The following is a 21,455-nucleotide window of genomic DNA, read 5'->3' as shown; positions in this document are numbered from 1 at the left end:
CTCTTCATTATTATCTCTCTAAATTCCTGTGTTATCTCTCGTGAATCAATAACATCTATGAAAATTGGAAGATCTGACTCAGGCTATTTCTCCTTTAGTTCAGGTAAAACCGGGTAGTCCCTTCAATAAAGAGATCCAGATCAGACCATCGATGGTTATTCCCCTTTACTCTGGATCCAAATGCATATACTCTACACCCTGGAAGGTACTCATGCAGAATATCAAGAAGAAGCCCGTAATCTCCATCACTCAAATCAAACATTGACTACTACCAATTCCAGATAGAAATTTTTGGCATCCTGGAGAAAATCACCTGCGGTCGAAAGGACCATCTCCGCCCTCGCCTCCGTGTATCTGAATCATGGTTTTGGGTCATTGATAAGTCCGTACCGTGCAGAGGTTCTGAATACATCTCGTTTGGTTCGGGGAGAAGCCTTCTCAGGTGAGACTTCTAGTATGATCCATCACACCATAAATTTCCAGCAGAGATCATACGTAAATTCAGAATTTTGAATTACTCCTGCTTCGATGACTTCTCTGACATTTGCAGGTATTCGCTTTTCCCCCTCTTCATCCTGTAGCACTAAAACAGCGTTATCCAGTGATTTGATAGCATTATTCAAAGAGGTAAGGTCAAGCATATATTATCGTATTCTCTGAGAAATAAAAAAACAGGTGTATCCGTTTGTTCTTTCACTATCATTGAACCCCTCCTGGATTGACCATTCTCATTCCACCTGTACCGGCTATTGCCTCTCTGATAGCTTTCGACACAATCTCCTTTCCTAGTCTGCAGGACTCATCAACTCCATATCCCTGGGCCAAAAATCCTGTAACTGCAGCCGAGAAACAACAACCAGAACCATGTACCTGGTATGGCATCCGGGGTGAGGTGAGCCTGGTAACTCCATTACTGTCGATCAGGAGATCCACGGACTCAACCCCGGTTCCATGACCGCCTTTTACAACCACAACTCCTGCCCCAAGCTCCTGGATTTTCATCCCTGCTTCAATCATGGATGCATCGTCTGTAATCTTTATCCCGGCTAGACCCTCCGCCTCTGGTATATTCGGGGTTACAACGGTAGCACGAGGAAGAAGTACCTCTTTCATGCTTTTGATTGCTGAATCCTCCAATAACCGGTGTCCTGAAGTGGAGATCATCACCGGATCTACAACTAATGGAATGTTGTCGGGCAGGGTCTGTACAACCGCTTGGATTATTTCATCTGTAGAAAGCATCCCGGTCTTTACAGCTCCTGGTGTGATATCCTCAAGCAGGGTTGAGATCTGCTCTCTCACCACATGACGTTCCATGGTCCAGACTCCTGACACCCGATTGGCGCTCTGTGCAGTAAGGGCTGTTACTACTGCCATTCCCCAGACACCCACTTCAGCAAATGTCTTTAGGTCAACCTGAATACCGGCGCCTCCTGAAGGATCAGAACCGGCAATTGTGAGGGCAGTATGGAATGTGCATGTCATATGGATCAAAAACCAGTAATAGTCGGATTATGGCAGTCGGTATTAGTGAGTATTCTTCACACTCATGGGATAAATGAGATAGGTTCATCTCCAATAACTAGGGAATAGTGGTTATGTCATTTAGAACAGATCTCATTCTGGTATTATTAGTTGTCACTGTACTTTCTGTCGGGTGTGGTGCAGAGTTTCAGGGAGGGAATCATGTGGGTCCTGTTTCTTCTGATCCACCCATCTCATTCACTGACCCTGCCGGACCTGGAAATTCTCCATCACCAATCTCTCCAAACCCTCCCTGGCAAAATCCGGTCTCTCATCCCAGTGCAGGAAGGAGTATACAAACTCAGAATCCTATGCCCGGTCCACGGGCACCGATTTCAAACCCTTATCCTGCTCCTCTGTCACCGGTGGTTGCAGTTGATCATTTCCGTAGTCCTAGCTACTACCGACCGGTGAGCAACCCATACCCAGTCTATACTAATCCTTCTGGATACAGGTATGTGTCGCATTCATACTGGGATGATGATCATCCCTATTATCCGTATTATTCCAACTATCCCTACTCTTCATCAAATTATTATTATCGGGCCGGTTCACTTCAGATCCTGAGTTCCCCATCTGGCGCTTCAGTATACCTGAACAACAAATACCGGGGACGGACACCTCGCACCGGGTACCTTGACATCTCATCACTCCAGCCGGGAAACTATGATCTGCTAATACAGTACGATAATTACCTTCCATACACGAGCACGGTTTTTGTTGAACGTGGCCAGGTTAGGACCATCAATGTTGTGCTAAATCAAGGGGTTGAGCAGGGACCTTCAACTGGTGCGATGCAGATACAATCTGAACCAGCTGATGCACAGGTATTCCTGAATAATCAATTCATGGGTATTACCCCTGTTTACCTCTCGAGTCTCACACCTGGAGATTATACTCTCACTCTTCAGAAAGAAGGATATGCCTCGTATATCAGCGTAGTGCAGGTGATCGAAGGACAGACTCTGCCAATAACAGCAGTTCTGAGTGGGGTGCCAACACAGCCGCCAACTCCTGCACCTATTTCCACTCCGGTCCCAACACAAACACCTATGCCAGCTCCGACACGTACCGGGTTGCCTGTTATGGTTGTACTGCTTGGGATTGCTGCAGGGATGTTCTGTATCTCCCGGCGATAAGCCGGTTGAGAGTTAACTCTTTTTTCAGGAAAAAAAGGGAAAGCGAAATGGGATTAGTAACTCCGGCCGACGAGGGTCATAACTGAGTCCGGCTTTCCGCAGATCACACAGGTTCCTGATCCGTTACCGATAAGTTCTGACCTGACTTCAGTTCCAAGGATACTTGCATCTGCCGCTTCTTCGATCCGGTCTGCACATTCTTTGCATCCGCACCAGTGAACAGCTGCAACTCCCTTTGTGATAACTTCCTTCAGACCGGTGATATCTTCAACCGGGAAAAGATGATCCTTTATGTGCTGCACTGCCCGGGTAGTCATCGCCTCGTTCATGGCGGCCATCTTCACCTGGACTCCATTAGTGAAATCTGCCCGTGCAATGGTGGACTTCTCGCCGAAGCGTGTTACAGCAGTTACTACCCCGTTGTCGATATCGCGTGGTCCGATCTCAATCCTGAGTGGTACGCCGCGAAGTTCCCAGTAGTAATATTTGGCCCCTGGACGCAGGTCGCGGGTATCCACCTTCACCCGGTATCCTGCTGTTATGAGTTCTTTTCTAAGTGCTTCAGCAGCTTCAAGAACCTCTTCCTGGCGCTTCTTCATGATAACCGGGACTATGACGACCTGTGTAGGGGCTACTTCAGCAGGCAGAGCCAGGCCCCGGTCATCACCATGCAGACTGATGAGGGCTGCGATGGATCGTTCTGAAATCCCATAACAGGTCTGATAGCAGTATTGTTGTTCACCTGCGAGATTTTCGTAACAGATTGAGAAGGTTCTTGAGAAGTGATCACCAAGGTGATGGACTGTTCCAATCTGAAGAGTCCTTCCGTCTGGCATGATCGTATCAACGGCGATTGTGTAATCTGCACCAGGGAACTTATCCCAGTCTGGCCGTTTTGAGATCAGGACTGGGATGCACATCCTGTCGTAGAATTCGCGATACAACGCGATCGCCTCTTCGACAGTTTTTTCTGCATCTTCCCAGGTAGCATGAACAGTGTGTGCTTCTTTAAACGAGGTGATCTCTCTGAGCCGTATCAACGGTCGTGTATGCTTGGTTTCATACCTGAACGTGTTGACGATCTGGTACACTTTTATAGGAAGGTCAGCATGTGATCTGACCCAGAGGGCATACATCGGATAAATAGCCGTCTCACTCGTCGGACGCAGGGCAAGTTTCACATCAAGAGGACTGGTTCCGCCGTGGGTAACCCAGTATACCTCCTCTTCGAATCCCTTGATGTGCTCTGCCTCTTTCATGAACTCATTTTCAGGAATGAGTAGTGGGAAAAGCGCCTCTTCATGGTCACGATCAAGCAATTCACGTAGAACTCCGTATACTCTCTTGCGGATCCCAAATCCGAATGGGAACCAGACATAGAGGCCTTTCACGGGGTAGCGTACATCCATGATCTCTGCACGCCACAAAATATCGTTGTACCATTCTGAGAATTCCGCCTTTGGCGGGAGAGTTGCCTCTTGCTCTTCCATTACACAGCTCCTATGCTACCATTCCTAAGACTGCGGGAGTGATAAATGCCTCTATACATGCCGCGATTGCGATGAAGGGGACTACATATCGTATAAAGAGTCTTCCCAGCACGTATGCCTGTGCTGAAGCATCTCCCTGTCCGGCCAGTTCAAGCATCACTGCCCTTCCAAGCATCAGGCCGAGGGTCGATGATACAAGTACAGCAGGAAGTTCAAAGATCCCGTGCGGGACGATGGAGGCAAACATCACCACGATGTCAGTCTTTCCCCTTACCACTTCTAGGATACCTCCGATGACGATCCCGTTAAAGGAGAGGACAAGCAGGGTTACTACACCAAGAATTGCCCCGCCGAGAAAGAGTAAAACACACGATTCCAGGTTATTCAAAAACAGTTGTAGTGCCAGGAGCGGGGGAGCATCAGACATGATGTCGTTTGTGATCATCTCTTTAAAGAGTTTCACAAGCGATTCACCAAATGCGGGATCAGCCTGTGAGGATAAAAATCCTCCAGCACACCCAACGATAAATACCAGGACCGAGATCCCGAGATATCTGAGAAATTCCTGTTGAAACGGGGTGTAGCGGGAGGATGATACTGTCTCTGGCGTTTGCACAATTTCTTCTTCATCATTCCAGGGACGATCAGACATAGAGCACCATCCTGAGCATGTCCCGAATACCCGGTGCCATTCCAACCATTATCATTGCCAGAAGGATAAGATACCAGATACCCGAATTATCGGAGCGACGGTACTGTTCCAGGATCCAGATACCTGGAATAATGACCAGAAGTTTAAGCGGGAACATCACAAAAGCGGTACCGGTCATGGCAATCAGTGCTGATCCAACCACGTGCTGCTCAACATATGGAACTGAATGAAGATCTATTCCATAACTAGTGGCACTTGCATCAAGCATGTGTCCGAAGATAAGCAGTTGATAGAGCCGGTCTGATACGTACTCCCACCTGAATACATGCCTGAGAAATGCATATACGATGCCTGTGGAGACAGCTGCCATGGAAAGGATGGTGGCCGCAACCATCATGTCAACCCGTGTCGTGGTCAATCCGTACCAAAGCAGGAATATGAGGGTTCCGAGGCTTACAATTGCGCCAACGATCCCAAAGGTCCGTTTGAATTTTGAAATAACCTCCCTTTTTTCAAGAAACCACAGTCCCCAGAGTGTCGGTGCTGCAACTGCAAATATCAGGAAGAATATAAACGGTGTGGTAAGCAGTATCCCCCACCCGGATCCTGAAACGCCCGTATCTTCTACGACTCTAAGTAATCCGCCCCAGATAACCCATGGGATAAGAGCATACACAAACTCACGGTCAACTGATATATTACTCTTACAAAGCCACCGGTAGATCAACCAGACACAGATGATAAGAATTCCTGCGTAGGTCAGCGTGTCAACAAGGGTATAGGGCTGACCATACCTGATGGGATCTATGTAGTATTTGTAGATGAATTCCCTAATCATGTGCTGAGAGCTACATGAGTGCAGATGACATAAATGTGCTGAGGAGGGACTTTTCCAAGTCACGATGGACACAACTCCCACGTGATGTCCTCGTCGGCCACAATGCAATAGAACAGCTCCCTGCTATCCTTGCTGATATCAAACCAGGGAGGTCTGCACTTATCATCACCGGCTCTGCGACCCGCGAAGTAGCCGGAAATCAGGTCTGTGCCGTGCTGAGTCATGACTATACAATCTCTCATTTTTTAGCAACCCGGCTGGATGCCGGTCTCCTGAAAGAGGCAGAGCAGGTCGGCAGAGAAGCAGGTGCTGAGTTCATCATCGGGGTCGGGGGTGGCCGGGTTATTGATACTGCAAAGATCGTTTCTTACAACCTTGACATCCCGTTCATCAGCGTGCCTACCGCGGCATCTCATGATGGCATTGTATCAGGCAGGGCTACACTTCCCACTGAAAACGGGAATGTATCTGTGCAGGCCCATCCTCCGATTGCTGTAGTGGCTGATACCGGAATTATTGCCCGGGCTCCTCATCGCCTTCTGGCTTCTGGTTGTGCCGATGTCATATCCAATTACACAGCGGTTCTTGACTGGGAACTGGCCCACCGTTTGCGGGGAGAAGAGATCAGTGAGTATGCGGTCTCACTCTCGAGGATGACTGCAGAGATTCTCGTGAAAAACTCCCGGCTGATAAAGCCTGGTCAGGAGGAAGCTGCCTGGATAGTTGTCAAAGCACTCGTCTCGTCAGGGGTAGCGATGAGTATAGCCGGCTCGTCTCGTCCGGCTTCTGGTGGAGAGCACAAGTTTGCTCATGCACTTGAACGGATTATGCCCGGAGGAGCACTCCACGGGGAGGTCTGTGGCATTGGTGCAATTATGACCATGTATCTGCACGGCGGTGACTGGCGAGCCATCAGACAGTCTCTGATTCAGATTGGTGCACCTACTACCCCTGAACAATTAAAAATCCCCGACCGGGTAGTAACTGAAGCCCTGCTCAGCGCAAAGGATATCAGACCAGAACGGTTTACTATCCTAGATACTGGAATCACCCGCGAATCGGCTGAGCATCTGGTACGGATGCTATACGAGGAGTAATTATGGAGCAGAAAAAGACTCGGGTTACAATTGTCGGATCAGCATATGCGAAGCCTGGTGTTCAGTTTGTCTATGATGGAAAGACTGAAGAATGTGAATCATGTTCCATCTCACGGGTTTGTCACAATCTGGAGGTAGGAAGAAGATATGAGGTCATGGCGATAAGGGCTGCAAACCATTCGTGCCCGGTTCATCTGAAAGGAACAGTAACGGTAGATGTAACCGAAGCACCGGTTGAGATTCGGGTCCCTGTTGGCCTGGCAAAAAAACATACAACCGTTCTTATCAAACTCCCGGTGTGTGATGAAGCCTGTGAATGGTATGCCGAATGTCACCCTGCCGGAGTTGTCAGCGGTCAGAAATATATCATCACAGAGATCATGCCGGATGATCAGATTCTGTGTCGCTCAGACCTCAAACCTGTGATGGTCAGAGTGATTCCTCTCCCTGATGTGCTACCCAGAATTTCTTCATAAGTCTTCATTTTCAGGATTGATTTCTCATCGTATTCTATATCTTCTCTGGACATAAAATCCAGACATCCTGCTCTAAAAGCGCGGACAAATTCTTTGAATTTCAGTTATTTCGTGGCGTGCGCTCTTCAGAGTCTTCCCTTTAATAAACCATTTGCATAACATATATCCAAACCACAGTGGACAGTCATGTTGAGTGTTCCAGGTGATTGAGTGCAGAAGGAAGAGTTGCTACATTTACACATGCTTTTTGTCCACGTTAAGAAGTATTATGAACTTACAACCAGTGAGGAAGTTCCCACTGATCGGTATGATACTCTGCACATCTCTCCTGTCCATATCCACAAGAATAAGAGGTCACATAAGGAAGCTATCCTCATTCTGGGACAGGAGATTGTTGACCACATCAAACAGCAACAGCATAAGCCCCCTGTGATAGGGTTTACTGATATGGTCACACCTGAAATAGCGGTTGAAAACTGACATAATGGACGAAGAGACCGCATATCGGGAGATCGTCTCCCTTCTTTTAGTATCAGATCCTAAAGATTGCAATCTTCGTAGGATCGTTGCAACGGTCTGTAAGAAATATCATCTCTCCAGGGTTCCACGCAATTCTGAAATCTTTGCCTGTGCGACTGTTGATGAGCGAGAGCTGCTCCGCCCTATTCTGCTGGTAAAACCATCACGAACCCTTTCCGGGGTGGCACCGGTTGCGGTAATGACCTCGCCAGCTCCCTGTCCTCATGGCAAGTGTCTCCCCTGTCCGGGTGGACCTGACCATGAGTATCACTCTCCCCAGAGTTACACCGGGGGAGAACCTGCAGCAAGACGTGCCTTCATGCACAGGTTTGATCCCTATGATCAGACCATCGCACGGCTTTCACAGTTTGAACAGCTCGGTCATCATGTTGACAAAGCAGAACTTATCGTCATGGGAGGGACCATTACTGCCAGGGACGAGGAATATCAGGAATGGTTTACTGCAAGTTGTATCAGGGCGATGAACGAGTATGAATCTGGTTCAATACCTGAGTTCGTACCTCCTTCAGAAGATATCGGACAAAGACCTGTAAGTGAAGCCACTCCACTTCAGTCTGGAGAACGAGATTCCATCTTTTCCAGAAATGAGGAAGCAAAAGTCCGATGTGTGGCTATTACCTTTGAGACTCGGCCTGACTGGTGCCGCATTGAACATATTGACCGGATGCTTGCCCTCGGGGTGACCAAGGTTGAACTCGGAGTCCAACACCTTGATGACCGCGTCCTTGAGTTGAATCAGCGTGGCTGCACTGTTGCTGATGCTGTTAAGGCAAATACTCTCCTTCGTGATGCAGGCATCAAGGTAGGGTTTCACATGATGCCAAATCTTCCAGGTAGCGATGCAAACCGGGACCGGATGATGTTTCAGGAGTTATTTAGTGATCAGAGGTTCAGGCCTGACTTTCTTAAAATATATCCAACCCTCATCACCCCAGGCACGGGCATAGAAGAGTTGCATAATCAGGGTGGCTATGATGTGTATCCGGAGGACGAACTGATCGATATTGTTGCAGATGCCAAGGCTGCCATTCCAGAGTACTGCCGGCTTCAGCGTGTCCAGCGCGATATCCCGGCAGATCGGATCCTGGCCGGATCAAGGCATTCCAACTTTCGTGAACTTGCCAAACACCACCTTATTGAGAAGGGAGGAGTCTGCCGGTGCATCAGGTGCCGGGAGATTGGCAGGAGATCTTCAGATGATGAAGCAGTCCTTCAGACGTTGCCATATGACAGTTGTGGTGGAGAGGAACGGTTCATCAGTTTTGTCTCCGGAGACTCCCTGATTGGGTTTGCAAGGCTGCGGCTCCCTAGTGATACCTGGCGACCGGAGACCCGGGACGCAGCATTCACCCGCGAGCTGCATGTGTATGGGAAGGTTGTTCCAATAGGGAGAAGTGGTTCTGGCGAAGATCGGCAACATCGCCGGTTTGGCACTGAACTCCTTACTGAGGCTGAGCAGCAGGCTGCTGATGCCGGTTATTCCCGGATGGCAATCATGGCAGGCATCGGGGTGAGACCTTACTACCGCCGACTTGGTTATGAACGCTTCGGCCCCTACATGATCAGGGATCTTTCGGCATGAGAGCATCGACCCTGACGTTCATCAGGCAGCGGTTTACTGAGTACTACGGTAGGGTGCAGATCACACCTCCATCTTCGTCAGGCCAGCGCGAATTCGGGTTTATCTTTTTTGATGGGAATTATCCTGAAGATATCAGGATGAGAAGGCATATCGGATTTGGCTCAACGGAAGAGATGCAGGCGTATATAAAAAATCTCGTTCCTGCCCATGCCTACTACTCAACTGCATATTACCAGACACCTCAAGCAGCGACTATGGGAGACAAGAAATGGCTCGGCGCTGACCTGATATTTGACCTGGATGCTGACCATATTCTTCGGGGATCCTACCAGCAGATGCTTGAGCGGATCAAGGAAGAAGCCGTCAAACTGATTACTGTTCTTGATGAGGAACTTGGAATCGATATGCGCACTGTTCGCCTTGTCTTCTCAGGGGGACGAGGGTATCATATTCATGTGCAGGAGATTGCACTCCGGAGTTTTGATGCACAGGAACGGCGTGAACTGATCGACTATATCTGTGGAATCGGTGTCAGTCCGGCCCGGATGCTGAGTGACTTTCAGCCCGGCCGCTCAGGATGGCATCAGCGATACCGTTCATGTCTTATCACATACCTGGAGGATCTGCTTTCGCTCCCGGCATCGGAAGCGAAAGCCTCACTCTGCTCACTCCGTGGAATCGGAGATACCCGGGGTACCAGATTTTTGCAAAATGCTTCTGCACTGGTGCAGCAACTCAATTCAGATCCCAGGCAGGTGAATGTCAGGGATCCGACAACAATCGAGATCCTTTCCATCCTTGCAACAGAGAAAGATAGCCCGCTGTATGCGAAAATACGCGAAGCAGGTATTCAGGCAGATGAACCAGTGACCACTGATATCAGAAGACTCATTAGGCTTCCCGGCTCTCTGCATGCCAAATCTGGCTTCAAAGTAACTCCTCTCGCCGTGAAAGAACTCCCTGACTTTGACCCCCTCATTGATGCTGTCCCGTTCGGGGACAGAGGTGTAGGAGTCGAGTCTCCCCGTGACTACACGGTGCAACTGCTTGGAAATGAATGGGAGATACATCCCGGAGTCCAGCAGGTTCCTGAAGCGGTGGCACTCTTCCTCTGCTGCCGGGGTATGGCCGAGATAGCAGGAGGTGGATCTCCTGCATCTTGAAGATCTTCGGGGCATCCTCCTCGGTGAGCGGGATAGTGGAACGCTGGTTCAGATCCCTCATGATCTCTATCAGACAACTGCGCTTCTGATCAAAACACTACAGCAGGAGGTGATCATCATGGACGATCCCTTCTCTGATGAAGCCCGCATCCTGATAGAAAAGGTTGCAAGCATCAGAACGACTGCAGAGGAACTCTTTCACCTCCGCTCTGAAAAGATTGTTTCCCTTGCCCAGAGTCAGGCTGATGGATCCTATATCGAACGTGAAGAACTTCGCATGCTCATCCCGGCTGAACTCGAGATGTTCAACAGGATCGTTGATGGTATCCGTACATGCCGTATCGCACTCATAGAGTGGAAGGCTATTGGCAGGAGTCCAATTCCTATCAGGGTTGAGATACCTGAACGGATATCTGATATTCCCATTTCTGCCGGAAACGAACCCGTCTCCCAAGCTGACAGTGTTGCAATGACTTCCGTCATTGATCCGGGCAGCCTAGAAACTGTAGCCTCCAGCGATCTTGTAACTGAGTCTCCCGTACGCGCATACGAGCAGGAGGAAGGCTGGACGCCCTCTGATGACGAGGATGATGAGCCGTTCGCGTATACTCTCGTCCGTGTTCTGGCAGATATGGAGCCGTTTATGGGTGTGGACGGCCGGACTTATGAGATCTCAACCGGGGATATCCTGACATTGCCGGGAAGAAATGCCGAAGTGCTTGCAGAACGCGACATAGTCTTAAATATAAATCCGGGCTAATAATGTAGGTATTCTCTATACCCAGATGAGGCTCATTTTATGAAGATGCCATCAAAATTCAGGACATACTGCCCGTTTTGTCGCAGTCATCAGCAGCACGAGATTGAAAAGGTTAAGAAGGGCAAGACAACCGGTCTTCACTGGATCGATCGTCAGAAAGCACGCCGTGGCCGTGTCGGTAACATGGGTAAATTTTCCAAGGTTCCTGGAGGCGACAAGCCGACCAAGAAGATCAATGTACGGTACCGCTGTACTTCATGCCACAAGGCACACCTGAGAGCAGGGTACAGACTGGGCAAGTTCGAACTTACGGAGTGAGTAAGATGGTAGAAGCAAAACGCGATAACCGGAGCAGGTTTGTCAAAGTAAAGTGTCCGGACTGTGAGAACGAGCAGCTCATCTTTGAGAAGGCAAGCAGTACTGTTGCCTGTGCCGTCTGCAGTCATGTACTTGCCACCCCAACCGGTGGAAAAGCAGATATCAAGGCAGAAATCATATCTGCATTTGAGTGAGCACCTAATGCAGGAGAGAGAGTGGCCAGATACCGGCGAGTTGGTCGTCTGTTCAGTTAAGAACGTAAAGGACTTTGTAGCCTTTGTGACTCTTGACGAGTACAACGATCAGGAAGGGTTGATCCCGATCTCTGAGATCGCCCGCGGCTGGATTAAGTACATCAGAGACCACATCAGGGAAGGACAGAAGGTCGTCTGCAAAGTACTGAACGTCGATCCGCAGAAAGGCCATATCGATCTCTCCCTTAAGGATGTCAACGAGCATCAGCGGCGAGAAAAGATCAGGATCTGGAAGAACGAGTCCAAGGCACGTAAGTGGATTGGGTTTGCTGCCGCAGAAGCAGGTTGTGAAGATGCTGTTCAGGCGATAACTGACTCATTGTACCGCGAATATCCAGACCTTCATCCAGCTTTTGAGGATTTTGTCCTTGAAGGGCGTGAAATCCTTGATAAACTTGGTCTTGATGCTCCGATCGCAGATGCGTTGTATAAGATAGCAACAGAGAATGTCAAACTGCCGACTGTGACGATATCAGGTGATCTCTACCTGCAGTCCAGCAAGTCGGACGGTGTCAATATCATCAGACGTGCTCTCCGCAGTGCAGAGCCCAAATCTGAAGATGAGCATGTTGAGATCATTTATCTCGGCGCTCCAAACTATCGGATCAAGGTGTCTGCCCCTAATTACAAGGAAGCAGAGAAAAATCTCGAAAAGGCCTCCAGTGCCGCAATCGGTGTAATGAAACGCGCCGGCGGGGAAGGCCGGTTTACCCGGAAGGCAAAAGCTGGTAAGCACGTATGAAAGGTCGAATCAGGCAATGTCCTGTTGACCACCTCTATACTCTTTCTGAAACCTGTCCACAATGTGGTCATCCCACGGTAACTCCGCATCCTGCACGGTATTCTCCGCAGGACCGGCTTGGTTCATATCGGAGGATGGCCCGGTGATGGAAGATATCACGGTGGTTTTTGATGAAGCGGTAGCGCCCGAAGACCGGACCGCACCTGTAATGATCGAAGGACTTCCGGGAATTGGTCATGTCGGCAAACTTGTCGCCGAACATATGATCCAGGAACTCGGGGCTGTTAAGATTGCTGAAATCCAGTCAATCTACTTCCCGCCACAGGTCCTTATCGGTGAGAACGGGGTGGTCAGGCTCTGTAATAATGAGTTGTACCGGTGCTCAGGAGAGAAAGGATCGTTTCTCTTTCTGATAGGAGACTTTCAGAGTACCTCCAACGAAGGCCATTATCTCCTCTCCCAGGTGTATGTGGATATAGCACACGAACTTGGGGTTAAGCGGATATACACAATTGGTGGGTACGGAGTTGGCCACTTCATCGAGACTCCCAGGGTCATTACAGCGGTAAATAAAGAGTCACTCTCACAACTCGTAATTGACGCTGGGGGAGTATTCGGTGATGGAGAGCCTGGAGGAGGAATCATCGGTGCAGCAGGCCTGATGCTCGGGCTCTCAGCACCACTTGAGATCGAAGGAATATGCCTGATGGGAGAGACATCTGGTTACCTTGTTGATCCAAAGAGTGCTGCCCTGGTTCTGGAAGTGTTGACACGACTTATTGGTATTTCTATCGATCCTGCAAACCTCAAGGAACGTGCCGGTGAGATGGAAGTTGCCGTGCAGCGTCTTCTTGAACAGGAGAAAAAGTCAGAGGAAGAACTCTCCTATATCGGCTAAGTATGCTCCTCAATATCGATCTCCATATTCACTCCTGTTTTTCAATGGCATCCTCTGCACGGATGCTGCCTGAAGCGATCCTTAACGGATGCCGGCTCAAAGGTATCTCTGTTATCGGGACCGGGGATATTCTGCATCCTGTCTGGCTTGAAATGTGGGAGAAAACATCAGTGCCAGTGGATATGATTGCTGTTCCTACAACCGAAGTTGAAGGAGCCGACAGAGTCCATCACCTGATTTTACTTCCTGATTATGATGCTGCCGGGAATCTTGCAGATGCCCTCGCACCATTCAGCAAAAATATTGGGAAAAACGGGCGCCCCCAGGTGAAGCTTCAGGGTGAGGATATTGCCTGTCGGGTTCATGATCTGGGTGGGATGATTGGCCCTGCCCATGCTTTTACCCCCTGGACGTCCCTATACGCCTCACACAACTCGATTGCATCCTGCTATGGTGATGAACCAATTGATCTCCTTGAACTTGGTCTATCAGCTGACAGCGGATACGGAAGCCGGATCGCTGACCTTGCCGGTGTACCGTTTCTCACAAACTCAGATGCTCACAGTCCCGAACCTGCAAAACTCGGGCGTGAATTCACCAGAATAGAGACCAACTCAAACCATCCTGATACTATGGCAGTACTGGATGCTGTCAAAGCCGGAACGATTGTCATGAATGCAGGGTTCTTTCCTGAGGAAGGCAAGTACAACCGGACTGCATGCACCCGATGTTTTACCCCATATTCCCTTTCTGAAGCAGAAGCACACAAGTGGAAATGTCCTGTTGATAAAGGGAGAATAAAGAAAGGTGTTCGTGACAGGGCAGAGGAACTCTCATCGGGTCCTGAAACCCAGAGGCCTCCATATCTGCACATCATTCCTCTTGCAGAGATTATTCAGCGGACTCTTGGAACCTGTTCACCAACAACAAAAAAGTGTTCTGATCTGTATCAGAGATGTCTGGTCGCGTTCGGCGATGAGATATCAGTACTCACTGAGACACCTGTTGATGATATCAGGGAGTTCCACCTGGAACTTGGTGACGCAATATCGGCGTTCCGTGAGGGAAGGATTGTCCTGCACCCTGGTGGTGGAGGACAGTATGGGACCTTCTCTCTCGGGTAAATAGAAAACCCGCGCTGTCTCTTTTTTGATCAGGCAATGTGTTTGACCTATCTGTTTTTCCTAAGAAGTCACGCAGAACACACAGAATAGTTAAAGGAGTCTCCCGCCCACCTCATAAGGAATGATCATCGTTCGTCGGGACATTTGTGCCTATTGCGGCTGCTGCATTTCAGTCTGCCCAGAAGGTGCACTTGAGCTGATAGATGCCTATCTGGACGTTGATGCAAATACCTGCATCACCTGTGGCATCTGTGTCCGTGCATGCCCGCTCGGGGCACTGGAGGTTAAGAAATGAAGAGTACCTACGATCTGCTTGTGATCGGAGGTGGACCTGGCGGTGCATATGCAGCGAAAACCGCGGCGGAAAAGGGTTTATCTGTCCTGATGGTCGAGAAACGCCCGGCACCTGGTGCCCCTGTCAGGTGCGCAGAGGGAGTTGGCAAGGAACTGCTTCGCGAGTTCATGAAACCTGATGAGCGGTGGGTGGCAGCCGAGATTGAACGTGCTCACCTTATCGCTCCGGATGGGTTCTCAATGGAACTTAATCCCGCGAAGGCAGGTTCAGAAGTCGGGTATGTTCTCAACCGCAAGGTGTTTGATCGCGAACTTGTCTGGCAGGCTGCTGCAGCTGGCTCTGACATTATGGTCAAGACCCGGGCCTGCTCACCAGTCATGGAGAACGGCGTCGTTAAAGGTGCCCTCCTTGAATATAATGGAACTGTCACCGAAGTCAAAGCGGATCTTACAATAGCGGCTGATGGTGTTGAGTCCAAGTTTGCCCGCTGGTGTGGAATCAATACGACAGTCCCACTCAGGGAGATGGAGACTTGTGCCCAGTACCTGATGACCGGTATCGATATCGATCCTCATGCAACCGAGTTTTTTACTGGTAATGAGGTTGCTCCGGGTGGATATGTCTGGATCTTCCCGAAAGGTGAGAAGACTGCAAACGTGGGAATAGGTATCGGTGGAGACCGTGGTGGAAAGCCTGGAATAAGACCAAAAGATTACCTCGATCGCTTTGTACAGAAACACTTCCCTGATGGAAAGACAATCGAACTGATTGCAGGTGGCGTCTCGATCTGCAGGCCACTTGAGTGCACTGTTGCCGATGGTCTGATGATTGTTGGTGACGCAGCCCGTGTATCAGATCCAATTACCGGGGGAGGAATTTACGCAGCCCTGTATACCGGAAAGTCTGCAGCTGAAGTAGGTGCAGATGCAGTTGCAAAAGGCGACGTCAGCAAGAAGAACCTCATGAAGTATGATCAGGACTGGCGTGCATCATACCTCGGCAAGGCTCTTGATCGGAACTACCAGATAAAAGAAGTCTTTGTTAAACTGAATGATGATGACCTTAATGCAATCATCCATTCGGTCTCAAAGATGGACATGACTGAGTTCAACACCCTGAGTCTTGTCAAAAATATTATCACTGCCAATCCAATGGTTGCGCTGAAACTTGGAAAGGCCGGACTCAAGAGTCTGATAGACTCTATCTGAACTTTTTTTGCTTGAAAATGTGATATTTATCGGCCCTTCCTGGGGCCCCTAACAGGGCACTGCTGGGGTTTTATCCTGTCACGGGTTCGAGATCTGTTTCCTGGTCCAGATGGATCCAGTACCCGCGTGATGGATACATTATTGCTGTTAGTCCTCCGTCTCTGAATATCGGTGGATCATATTTCTGGCTGGTTGCATTATATCCCATCACGTATGACCAGGATTTGTCCAGGGAATGCAAGGCATCACCGGCTGTTGACGTCTGTATTCCAGGGAACCCAATAACATTCCATCCTTTCACCAGGTGTACCGGTGTTGGGACTGTCCCAGGATCAAAGATCAGAGGCACTGTTGTTGCATCTGCAGCATAAATCCAGAACCCATATAATGGCTGGATGATATCATCAGCCTTCACAACCGTCCAGGATCCATTGGCAAATGAATACATGCTATGTCCTCCTGAATCTACATCGCTGAATATCTGTGCGGTATTATGTCCTGATGCCAGGTCTGACGGTGTGGATATAAGATTCCACCCTGCTTTAAGATCCAGTGGATATCCGCCTCCTTCAGTCTGGTATTGATTCTGTAGTCCGGTTAAAGGATATTTGTCGATATTGTCTGAATTTATTGTGTATGGTGTATCCCCGACCCCGCTGGCTGCAATCTCCTTTCCTTTGTAGCTAGTCCAGTGGTTTCCGAGAAAGCCTGAAAATGTTGAGTTTCCGTAGATGTACCTGACCCGCTCGCCGGTATCCCATGTGTTTGATGTTTCTACCTGCTCAGCCTGCTTGCTCTTTCCTGATTCTGATAAGTCCAAAGTGGCAGGAGTGAATCCACCCCATGAATCTTCTAAATCTATCCCGCTGGCTTGTGGTGATAACCCGGTTGAACCGGTTGTAGCGGTTTTGGAATTAAAATCGTTTAGAACAAAGGTATTGCCATATATCCATTCTGAAGAGTCCAGGATTTGCAGGGGTTTTCCTGCAGTGATACTGTTTCGAACCACCCTGTTTCCAAATGACGCTCTGCTTTTGGTTATTGCAGATGGGTGTAAGGATCCCTGTGCAAGAGATAACCCGGTATTATATGCCTCAATCTGGTTTTCTTCGACATTAAGATCCTGTGAGCCAGAGAGATTCAGTCCTTCTGATACCTCTTTGATCTGGTTTTGTCTGATCATCCCTGCCCCTCCTCCAGAAGAAACAACTCCTGTTATGCATCTGTTTATCCGGTTACCAGCAAGTTCTCCAAATCCTGAACTGCTGAATCCCTCCTGAATCTGAACTCCGATAAGATCACCGGAGAATGAATTTCCAGAAAGATTCACCCCTGTTGAGATCCCTCTGATAGCAACTCCTATTGCATTGTCCCTGAACTCACTGCCTGCTATCCTCATACTGCTGGAATCAGATATCCCAAGTCCGTATCTGCTTGAGTTGTGGACAGTAGTTTCTGCAATAGTTCCTCCTGTAACCCCTGTGATGAGGATATTCTGATTCAGGTTCCTGCCCACTGAAATATTTTGGATGGCAAGATTTCTCCCGCCTTCTGCTACAATTCCATATCCGTTCCTTGATGCCATCGCGATGTTTCGAACTGTTATGTCTGAACAGTTCACCAGGTATAACGTTGCTGGAGAGAGACCCTCAATAGTTTTTCCAGAAATTCCCTGGTAATAGAGGATTGGTAGTCCGTCAATGATGTTTGACTGATCTATTGTATTAGACTCCCTGATGTCTCCGGTGCAGGAGAATCCGGCTGCATTATTGCGGAGGGTATTGTTTGTTACTGTAATCCTTGCTGGTTTGTCAAGTCTGAAACCAACACCCAGGTTGCTTACTATCTGGTTTTCTGTAATAGTCACATTCCTGGCACTGTCAAGGCGGAGAGCATCACCCGGACTTGGTGAAGTATCAGGCAAGGCTTTAGAGTTTCCGGCAATGATATTTCCTCTGATCTCAGAATCAGCAATCCCATCAAAGAAAACTCCTCTCTCTTCTGCGTCATTGATCTGCGTTTTCTGTATGAAAAGACGGGTCAGGTTCTCTCCAATAAGGTCAGTTTTACATTCCGAAATTCTGGTCTGAATAATCCGGATATCATTGGTAGTGGTAAGGCTGATTCCGTTTCTGCTGATATTTGTGATGTTACAAGCGGTTATTGTAATATTTTCGCTTCCACTCACAATCAGACCATTCTGCGATTTGGAGAACTCACACTCCTCAAGGGCCAGGTCCCTGATACCTGTTCCTGACACTGCTGCTATGAGATCGTTTCCATCATTTTTGGCATCAGTAATCTGCAGCCTGTTTAAGTTCACCTGGCTAGCGGTGATTAAAAGAGCAGAGCCATTCTCACCTGCAGATATGAGAGGTTTTTCTTCCCCTTTTTTCCCGGTGAGAGTGAGGGGTTTGGTGATGATAACCTGCTCTTCGTATGTGCCTGGGTCTATCTGGATGATCTTTCCTGGTGATGCGCTTTCGATTGCATCCTGTATCCTGGTAAAATCGGCCCCGGTTCTGCCTACTGTAATGACCTGCGAAATCGATTCCTGCTTCTGTGATGGTTGTTGTACTGGTTCCGGCTTTTCAGTACCGCGATATGGTGTTGGTTGTGGTATTGTCTGAACCGTGCATGGTGTCACGGCGGGTTCAGGAGAATGAACAGTTGTCTGGCTCACGGGCCCGAAGATTATGTGAACTGCAATATCATGTATAACCGGGGAGATGGTGAGTGTAGGGATTGAACCTTTGTCAATCTGATCCACCATGACATGATCTATCTCATACCCTGGCTGGGGTGTGATTGTAAACGTTATGTCTGATCCTGATGGGACAGTAGTAGCACCAAAAGGGTTTACAGATCCTCCCTCAGTACTTGTGACCAGTACCATGCATGATGCAGGTCCTTCTCCAGTTACTTCTGCTCCTGACTGACCTGCCAGTAGGGCTAATACCAGTAGCGTAAACAGGATCTGCGCTCCGATCCCCCTGGTTTGAACATACGAATGAGAACATGACGTCCGGACAGGGGTTTTCTGCTCCTGTAACCGAAAATCTAAAATCTTCTGTATCATCTGGTTTTTTCTGCTGTGGGAAATATTCGTTTATATTAATAATAAAAGGTCTGATCTGATCATTTCTTCTGATGTGTAGGGCAGCCGCTATAAATCTCCGGCCCACACATGCATGCACCAGAGTATGTCCGCGTTCAATAATCCTGAAAGAGCCGGCACGCGAGTCAGGAACATTTGTGGGGTTGATGAGGCAGGCAAAGGACCTGTGCTTGGACCTATGGTGGTAGCAGGGGTCGCCTGTTCAGATCTTGATGAGCTTGCCGGATTAGGAGTGATGGACTCCAAAGTTCTAACAGCGAAGCGTCGTGAGGCCTTGTTTGATCTCATAAAAAAAGATTTTCCCTACGCTGTGGTCATCAGAACAGCATCAGATATTGATACCCTGAGATCAGAAATGACCATGAATACCATAACGGCACGGGCTCATGCTGAAGTGGTTGCAACACTCGACTGTCCGGTTGCCTGGCTTGACGCCTGCGATGTGAATGAGGATAGGTACGGAAGGACCGTTGCCGGTTACATCGGGAAACCATGCCAGGTGATCGCAAAACACAAAGCTGATCGCACCTGCCCTGCTGTATCTGCAGCATCTATCGTGGCCAAGGTAATCCGTGACGGACTGGTTGATTCCTACAAAGAGGAGTACGGGGAGATTGGGAGTGGGTATCCGGCAGATCCGGTGACGATTGGATTTTTAACGAGGTACATCAAGGAACATGGCGCCCCTCCGCCCATCGCACGGAGGAGCTGGGCCACTGTCAAGAACCTGATGAATAACACCGGACAGAAGAAACTCTTCTGATACCGCCGTCTGTTCTTTTACTGCACAAGTTCAATGTGTACACATCTATGGACTGGTATCTTGTCGCTCTGGTGGTCATTGTCATGTACCTGGCATTGGTTGCCATCATCAAAACCTATCTCCCTTCACCCCGCACTGATACCACTTTAGGTGAGGAGCCGGAGCCTTCTGCCGAGAAATCCGTCCTTGCATCCCATATAACGTTCTATGGGCCGATTCTTGCCTTGAAGACCGAAAGTGTCACCTTCTTTGACTGGTTCAGAAAATATAGCAGGGGACTGCGGATATATGGGACCATCGGTGTCTTTATGGTCATCATTGTCTCGATTTTGATGGTTGCCATGATACTCCTCTCGGTCAACCTCACTGTTGCCCTGAAACCTGAGCCGACTGCAATTAATAAACCACAAAATCTCTTTCTCATCCCTGGTCTGAATGAGTTTGTTCCGTCCACGTTTGCAGTCTGGTTTGCCTTTATTCTTACCCTTGTGATCCATGAGTTTGGCCATGCAATCCTCTGCCGGGTGGAGAAGATCAGGGTGAAAGCCATGGGTGTCCTCTTTTTTGTGATCCCCATCGGTGCATTCGTGGAGCCTGACGAAGAGGAGGTGAACAAGTCAGCATCCTGGCCAAAGATGAGAATGTATGGTGCCGGGATTATGAACAATATGGTTATCGGAGTGCTATGCTTTGTCCTCATGATTGGTATGATAGGCTGGGCAGTGCCCAGTTCTGAACCTATCGTGGTCGGATTTTACAAGGACTACCCTGCAGCATCTGCCGGTATCCCGGTTCCTTCAGTCATCAAAACCATCAATGGTTCTCCTGTGAGCAATACCGCAGAAGTGGCTTCAGTGCTCAACGAGACGATCCCTGGAAATCATATTCTGGTCGGGTTTGAGAAGAACGGCACAATATCAGAACGTGAACTGAACCTGTCTACCTGGCCGGCTGATCTCGGTGCCCGTGAGTCTGGTTTCATGGGAGTGTATTATTATAACGGGCAGGGTGTCATTCAGACGACACAGCGCTTCCTTTCACCGACAGGATTTTTGATGCTTCTCTCACTGCCATTTATTCCAGGGTATGAAGGTCAGCAACTTCGGATTCTGGGATTTGATGTTGAAGACACGAGTTATTACACCGAACCTTTCCCGCTGTACTGGCAGATTATTCATCTGCTCTTCTGGTCAGGGTTCATCAATCTGGCAGCAGGCCTCTTTAACGCCCTGCCGATGCTCCCACTTGATGGTGGATTCATCTTTAAAGAAGCAACCGAACGCCTGCTGGCCCGACGCGGGCTTTCCCGGTACGGATCGCAGATTGTGGGAACCGTGAGCAGCCTCATCCTCATCCTGATGGTGGCAATGCTTACTCTCCCATACCTCTTCCATATGTGAAGAGAAGATCCTCGCCTCCTCTTTTACTTCAATTTTCAAAATGCAAATGTTGTAATAATCCGGATACTTTTATC

General features: G+C 48.9%; 24 protein-coding genes. 17 read left to right on the top strand and 7 right to left on the bottom strand.

Translation table 11 applies throughout. The features are described 5' to 3' along the window. Positions 1–94 precede the first annotated feature (94 nt). From VN429_RS11930 to thiD, 3 genes are all read right to left on the bottom strand, one after another. The gene (locus VN429_RS11930) at positions 95–262 is read right to left on the bottom strand and encodes a nucleotidyltransferase domain-containing protein (RefSeq protein ID WP_325633622.1); all 168 of its coding nucleotides are present in this window, start codon (positions 260–262) and stop codon (positions 95–97) included. A 202-nt stretch (positions 263–464) separates the two neighbouring features. Next, positions 465–641, bottom strand: coding sequence for a nucleotidyltransferase substrate binding protein (locus VN429_RS11925; protein ID WP_325633620.1), 177 nt, complete (start codon positions 639–641; stop codon positions 465–467). Between the two features lie 58 nt (positions 642–699). After that, the gene (thiD, locus tag VN429_RS11920) at positions 700–1,485 is read right to left on the bottom strand and encodes a bifunctional hydroxymethylpyrimidine kinase/phosphomethylpyrimidine kinase (RefSeq protein WP_325633618.1); all 786 of its coding nucleotides are present in this window, start codon (positions 1,483–1,485) and stop codon (positions 700–702) included. Between the two features lie 113 nt (positions 1,486–1,598). On the opposite strand from thiD, the gene VN429_RS11915 reads away from it, so the two are divergent. Beyond that, the gene (locus tag VN429_RS11915; protein WP_325633616.1) at positions 1,599–2,663 is read left to right on the top strand and encodes a PEGA domain-containing protein; all 1,065 of its coding nucleotides are present in this window, start codon (positions 1,599–1,601) and stop codon (positions 2,661–2,663) included. A 53-nt stretch (positions 2,664–2,716) separates the two neighbouring features. Here VN429_RS11915 and proS read toward each other — a convergent pair whose 3' ends face one another. The 3 genes from proS to VN429_RS11900 are packed head-to-tail and all read right to left on the bottom strand — an operon-like array spanning position 2,717 to position 5,643. Then, positions 2,717–4,153 carry a proline--tRNA ligase gene (gene proS, locus VN429_RS11910; protein ID WP_325633614.1) on the bottom strand — a complete coding sequence of 479 codons (1,437 nt, stop codon included), beginning with the start codon at positions 4,151–4,153 and terminating at the stop codon, positions 2,717–2,719. A 10-nt stretch (positions 4,154–4,163) separates the two neighbouring features. Further along, entirely contained in the window at positions 4,164–4,805 is a 642-nt protein-coding gene (locus VN429_RS11905; protein ID WP_325633612.1) for a stage II sporulation protein M, read from the bottom strand. Beyond that, positions 4,798–5,643 (bottom strand): DUF63 family protein, encoded by an 846-nt coding sequence (locus tag VN429_RS11900; protein WP_325633610.1) that lies wholly within the window; start codon positions 5,641–5,643, stop codon positions 4,798–4,800. The genes VN429_RS11905 and VN429_RS11900 overlap by 8 nt, the downstream gene beginning before the upstream one ends. Positions 5,644–5,657: 14 nt before the next feature. Here VN429_RS11900 and VN429_RS11895 point away from each other — a divergent pair, with 14 nt between their 5' ends. The 14 genes from VN429_RS11895 (at position 5,658) to VN429_RS11830 (ending at position 16,100) form a co-directional block, all read left to right on the top strand. Next, entirely contained in the window at positions 5,658–6,740 is a 1,083-nt protein-coding gene (locus tag VN429_RS11895) for an NAD(P)-dependent glycerol-1-phosphate dehydrogenase (RefSeq protein ID WP_325633608.1), read from the top strand. A 2-nt stretch (positions 6,741–6,742) separates the two neighbouring features. Beyond that, a complete protein-coding gene (locus tag VN429_RS11890; protein ID WP_325633606.1) occupies positions 6,743–7,216 on the top strand; it encodes a UPF0179 family protein in 474 nt (157 codons plus the stop codon). Positions 7,217–7,426: 210 nt separating this feature from the next. Continuing rightward, positions 7,427–7,696 (top strand): UPF0058 family protein, encoded by a 270-nt coding sequence (locus VN429_RS11885; RefSeq protein ID WP_109969199.1) that lies wholly within the window; start codon positions 7,427–7,429, stop codon positions 7,694–7,696. A 4-nt stretch (positions 7,697–7,700) separates the two neighbouring features. Continuing rightward, positions 7,701–9,338 (top strand): tRNA uridine(34) 5-carboxymethylaminomethyl modification radical SAM/GNAT enzyme Elp3, encoded by a 1,638-nt coding sequence (locus VN429_RS11880; RefSeq protein WP_325633603.1) that lies wholly within the window; start codon positions 7,701–7,703, stop codon positions 9,336–9,338. Continuing rightward, the gene (priS, locus tag VN429_RS11875) at positions 9,335–10,501 is read left to right on the top strand and encodes a DNA primase catalytic subunit PriS (RefSeq protein ID WP_325633601.1); all 1,167 of its coding nucleotides are present in this window, start codon (positions 9,335–9,337) and stop codon (positions 10,499–10,501) included. Before VN429_RS11880 ends, priS begins: the two co-directional genes overlap by 4 nt. Beyond that, complete coding sequence (locus tag VN429_RS11870) at positions 10,482–11,261, top strand: hypothetical protein (RefSeq protein WP_325633599.1); 780 nt, start codon at positions 10,482–10,484, stop codon at positions 11,259–11,261. Before priS ends, VN429_RS11870 begins: the two co-directional genes overlap by 20 nt. A 39-nt stretch (positions 11,262–11,300) precedes the next feature. Continuing rightward, on the top strand, positions 11,301–11,579 hold the full coding sequence (locus VN429_RS11865) for a 50S ribosomal protein L44e (RefSeq protein WP_109969203.1): 279 nt from the start codon (positions 11,301–11,303) through the stop codon (positions 11,577–11,579). Positions 11,580–11,584: 5 nt separating this feature from the next. Further along, entirely contained in the window at positions 11,585–11,773 is a 189-nt protein-coding gene (locus tag VN429_RS11860; RefSeq protein ID WP_325633596.1) for a 30S ribosomal protein S27e, read from the top strand. Between the two features lie 7 nt (positions 11,774–11,780). Continuing rightward, a complete protein-coding gene (locus tag VN429_RS11855) occupies positions 11,781–12,575 on the top strand; it encodes a translation initiation factor IF-2 subunit alpha (protein WP_325633624.1) in 795 nt (264 codons plus the stop codon). Beyond that, a complete protein-coding gene (locus VN429_RS11850; RefSeq protein ID WP_109969206.1) occupies positions 12,572–12,721 on the top strand; it encodes an RNA-protein complex protein Nop10 in 150 nt (49 codons plus the stop codon). The genes VN429_RS11855 and VN429_RS11850 overlap by 4 nt, the downstream gene beginning before the upstream one ends. After that, the gene (locus VN429_RS11845; protein WP_325633593.1) at positions 12,721–13,473 is read left to right on the top strand and encodes a proteasome assembly chaperone family protein; all 753 of its coding nucleotides are present in this window, start codon (positions 12,721–12,723) and stop codon (positions 13,471–13,473) included. Before VN429_RS11850 ends, VN429_RS11845 begins: the two co-directional genes overlap by 1 nt. A 44-nt stretch (positions 13,474–13,517) precedes the next feature. Continuing rightward, positions 13,518–14,597, top strand: a complete 1,080-nt coding sequence (locus VN429_RS11840; protein WP_325633591.1) for an endonuclease Q family protein — start codon at positions 13,518–13,520, stop codon at positions 14,595–14,597. Positions 14,598–14,718: 121 nt separating this feature from the next. Further along, positions 14,719–14,892 carry a 4Fe-4S binding protein gene (locus tag VN429_RS11835; protein WP_109969209.1) on the top strand — a complete coding sequence of 58 codons (174 nt, stop codon included), beginning with the start codon at positions 14,719–14,721 and terminating at the stop codon, positions 14,890–14,892. Continuing rightward, positions 14,889–16,100 carry an NAD(P)/FAD-dependent oxidoreductase gene (locus VN429_RS11830; protein WP_325633588.1) on the top strand — a complete coding sequence of 404 codons (1,212 nt, stop codon included), beginning with the start codon at positions 14,889–14,891 and terminating at the stop codon, positions 16,098–16,100. The genes VN429_RS11835 and VN429_RS11830 overlap by 4 nt, the downstream gene beginning before the upstream one ends. Positions 16,101–16,170: 70 nt before the next feature. On the opposite strand, the gene VN429_RS11825 is transcribed toward VN429_RS11830, so the two are convergent. Further along, complete coding sequence (locus tag VN429_RS11825) at positions 16,171–19,179, bottom strand: NosD domain-containing protein (RefSeq protein WP_325633586.1); 3,009 nt, start codon at positions 19,177–19,179, stop codon at positions 16,171–16,173. A gap of 124 nt (positions 19,180–19,303) precedes the next feature. Here VN429_RS11825 and rnhB point away from each other — a divergent pair, with 124 nt between their 5' ends. Together rnhB and VN429_RS11815 are read left to right on the top strand one after the other, a co-directional pair. Then, on the top strand, positions 19,304–19,981 hold the full coding sequence (gene rnhB / locus VN429_RS11820; protein ID WP_325633584.1) for a ribonuclease HII: 678 nt from the start codon (positions 19,304–19,306) through the stop codon (positions 19,979–19,981). 47 nt (positions 19,982–20,028) lie between these two features. Beyond that, complete coding sequence (locus VN429_RS11815; protein ID WP_325633581.1) at positions 20,029–21,381, top strand: site-2 protease family protein; 1,353 nt, start codon at positions 20,029–20,031, stop codon at positions 21,379–21,381. Positions 21,382–21,455: the final 74 nt, after the last annotated feature.

It is taken from the genome of Methanospirillum sp. (assembly GCF_035560735.1).
Lineage (GTDB): Archaea > Halobacteriota > Methanomicrobia > Methanomicrobiales > Methanospirillaceae > Methanospirillum.
Note: the sequence above shows the minus strand (reverse complement) of the source record. Positions and strands in the feature narration are given on the sequence as shown.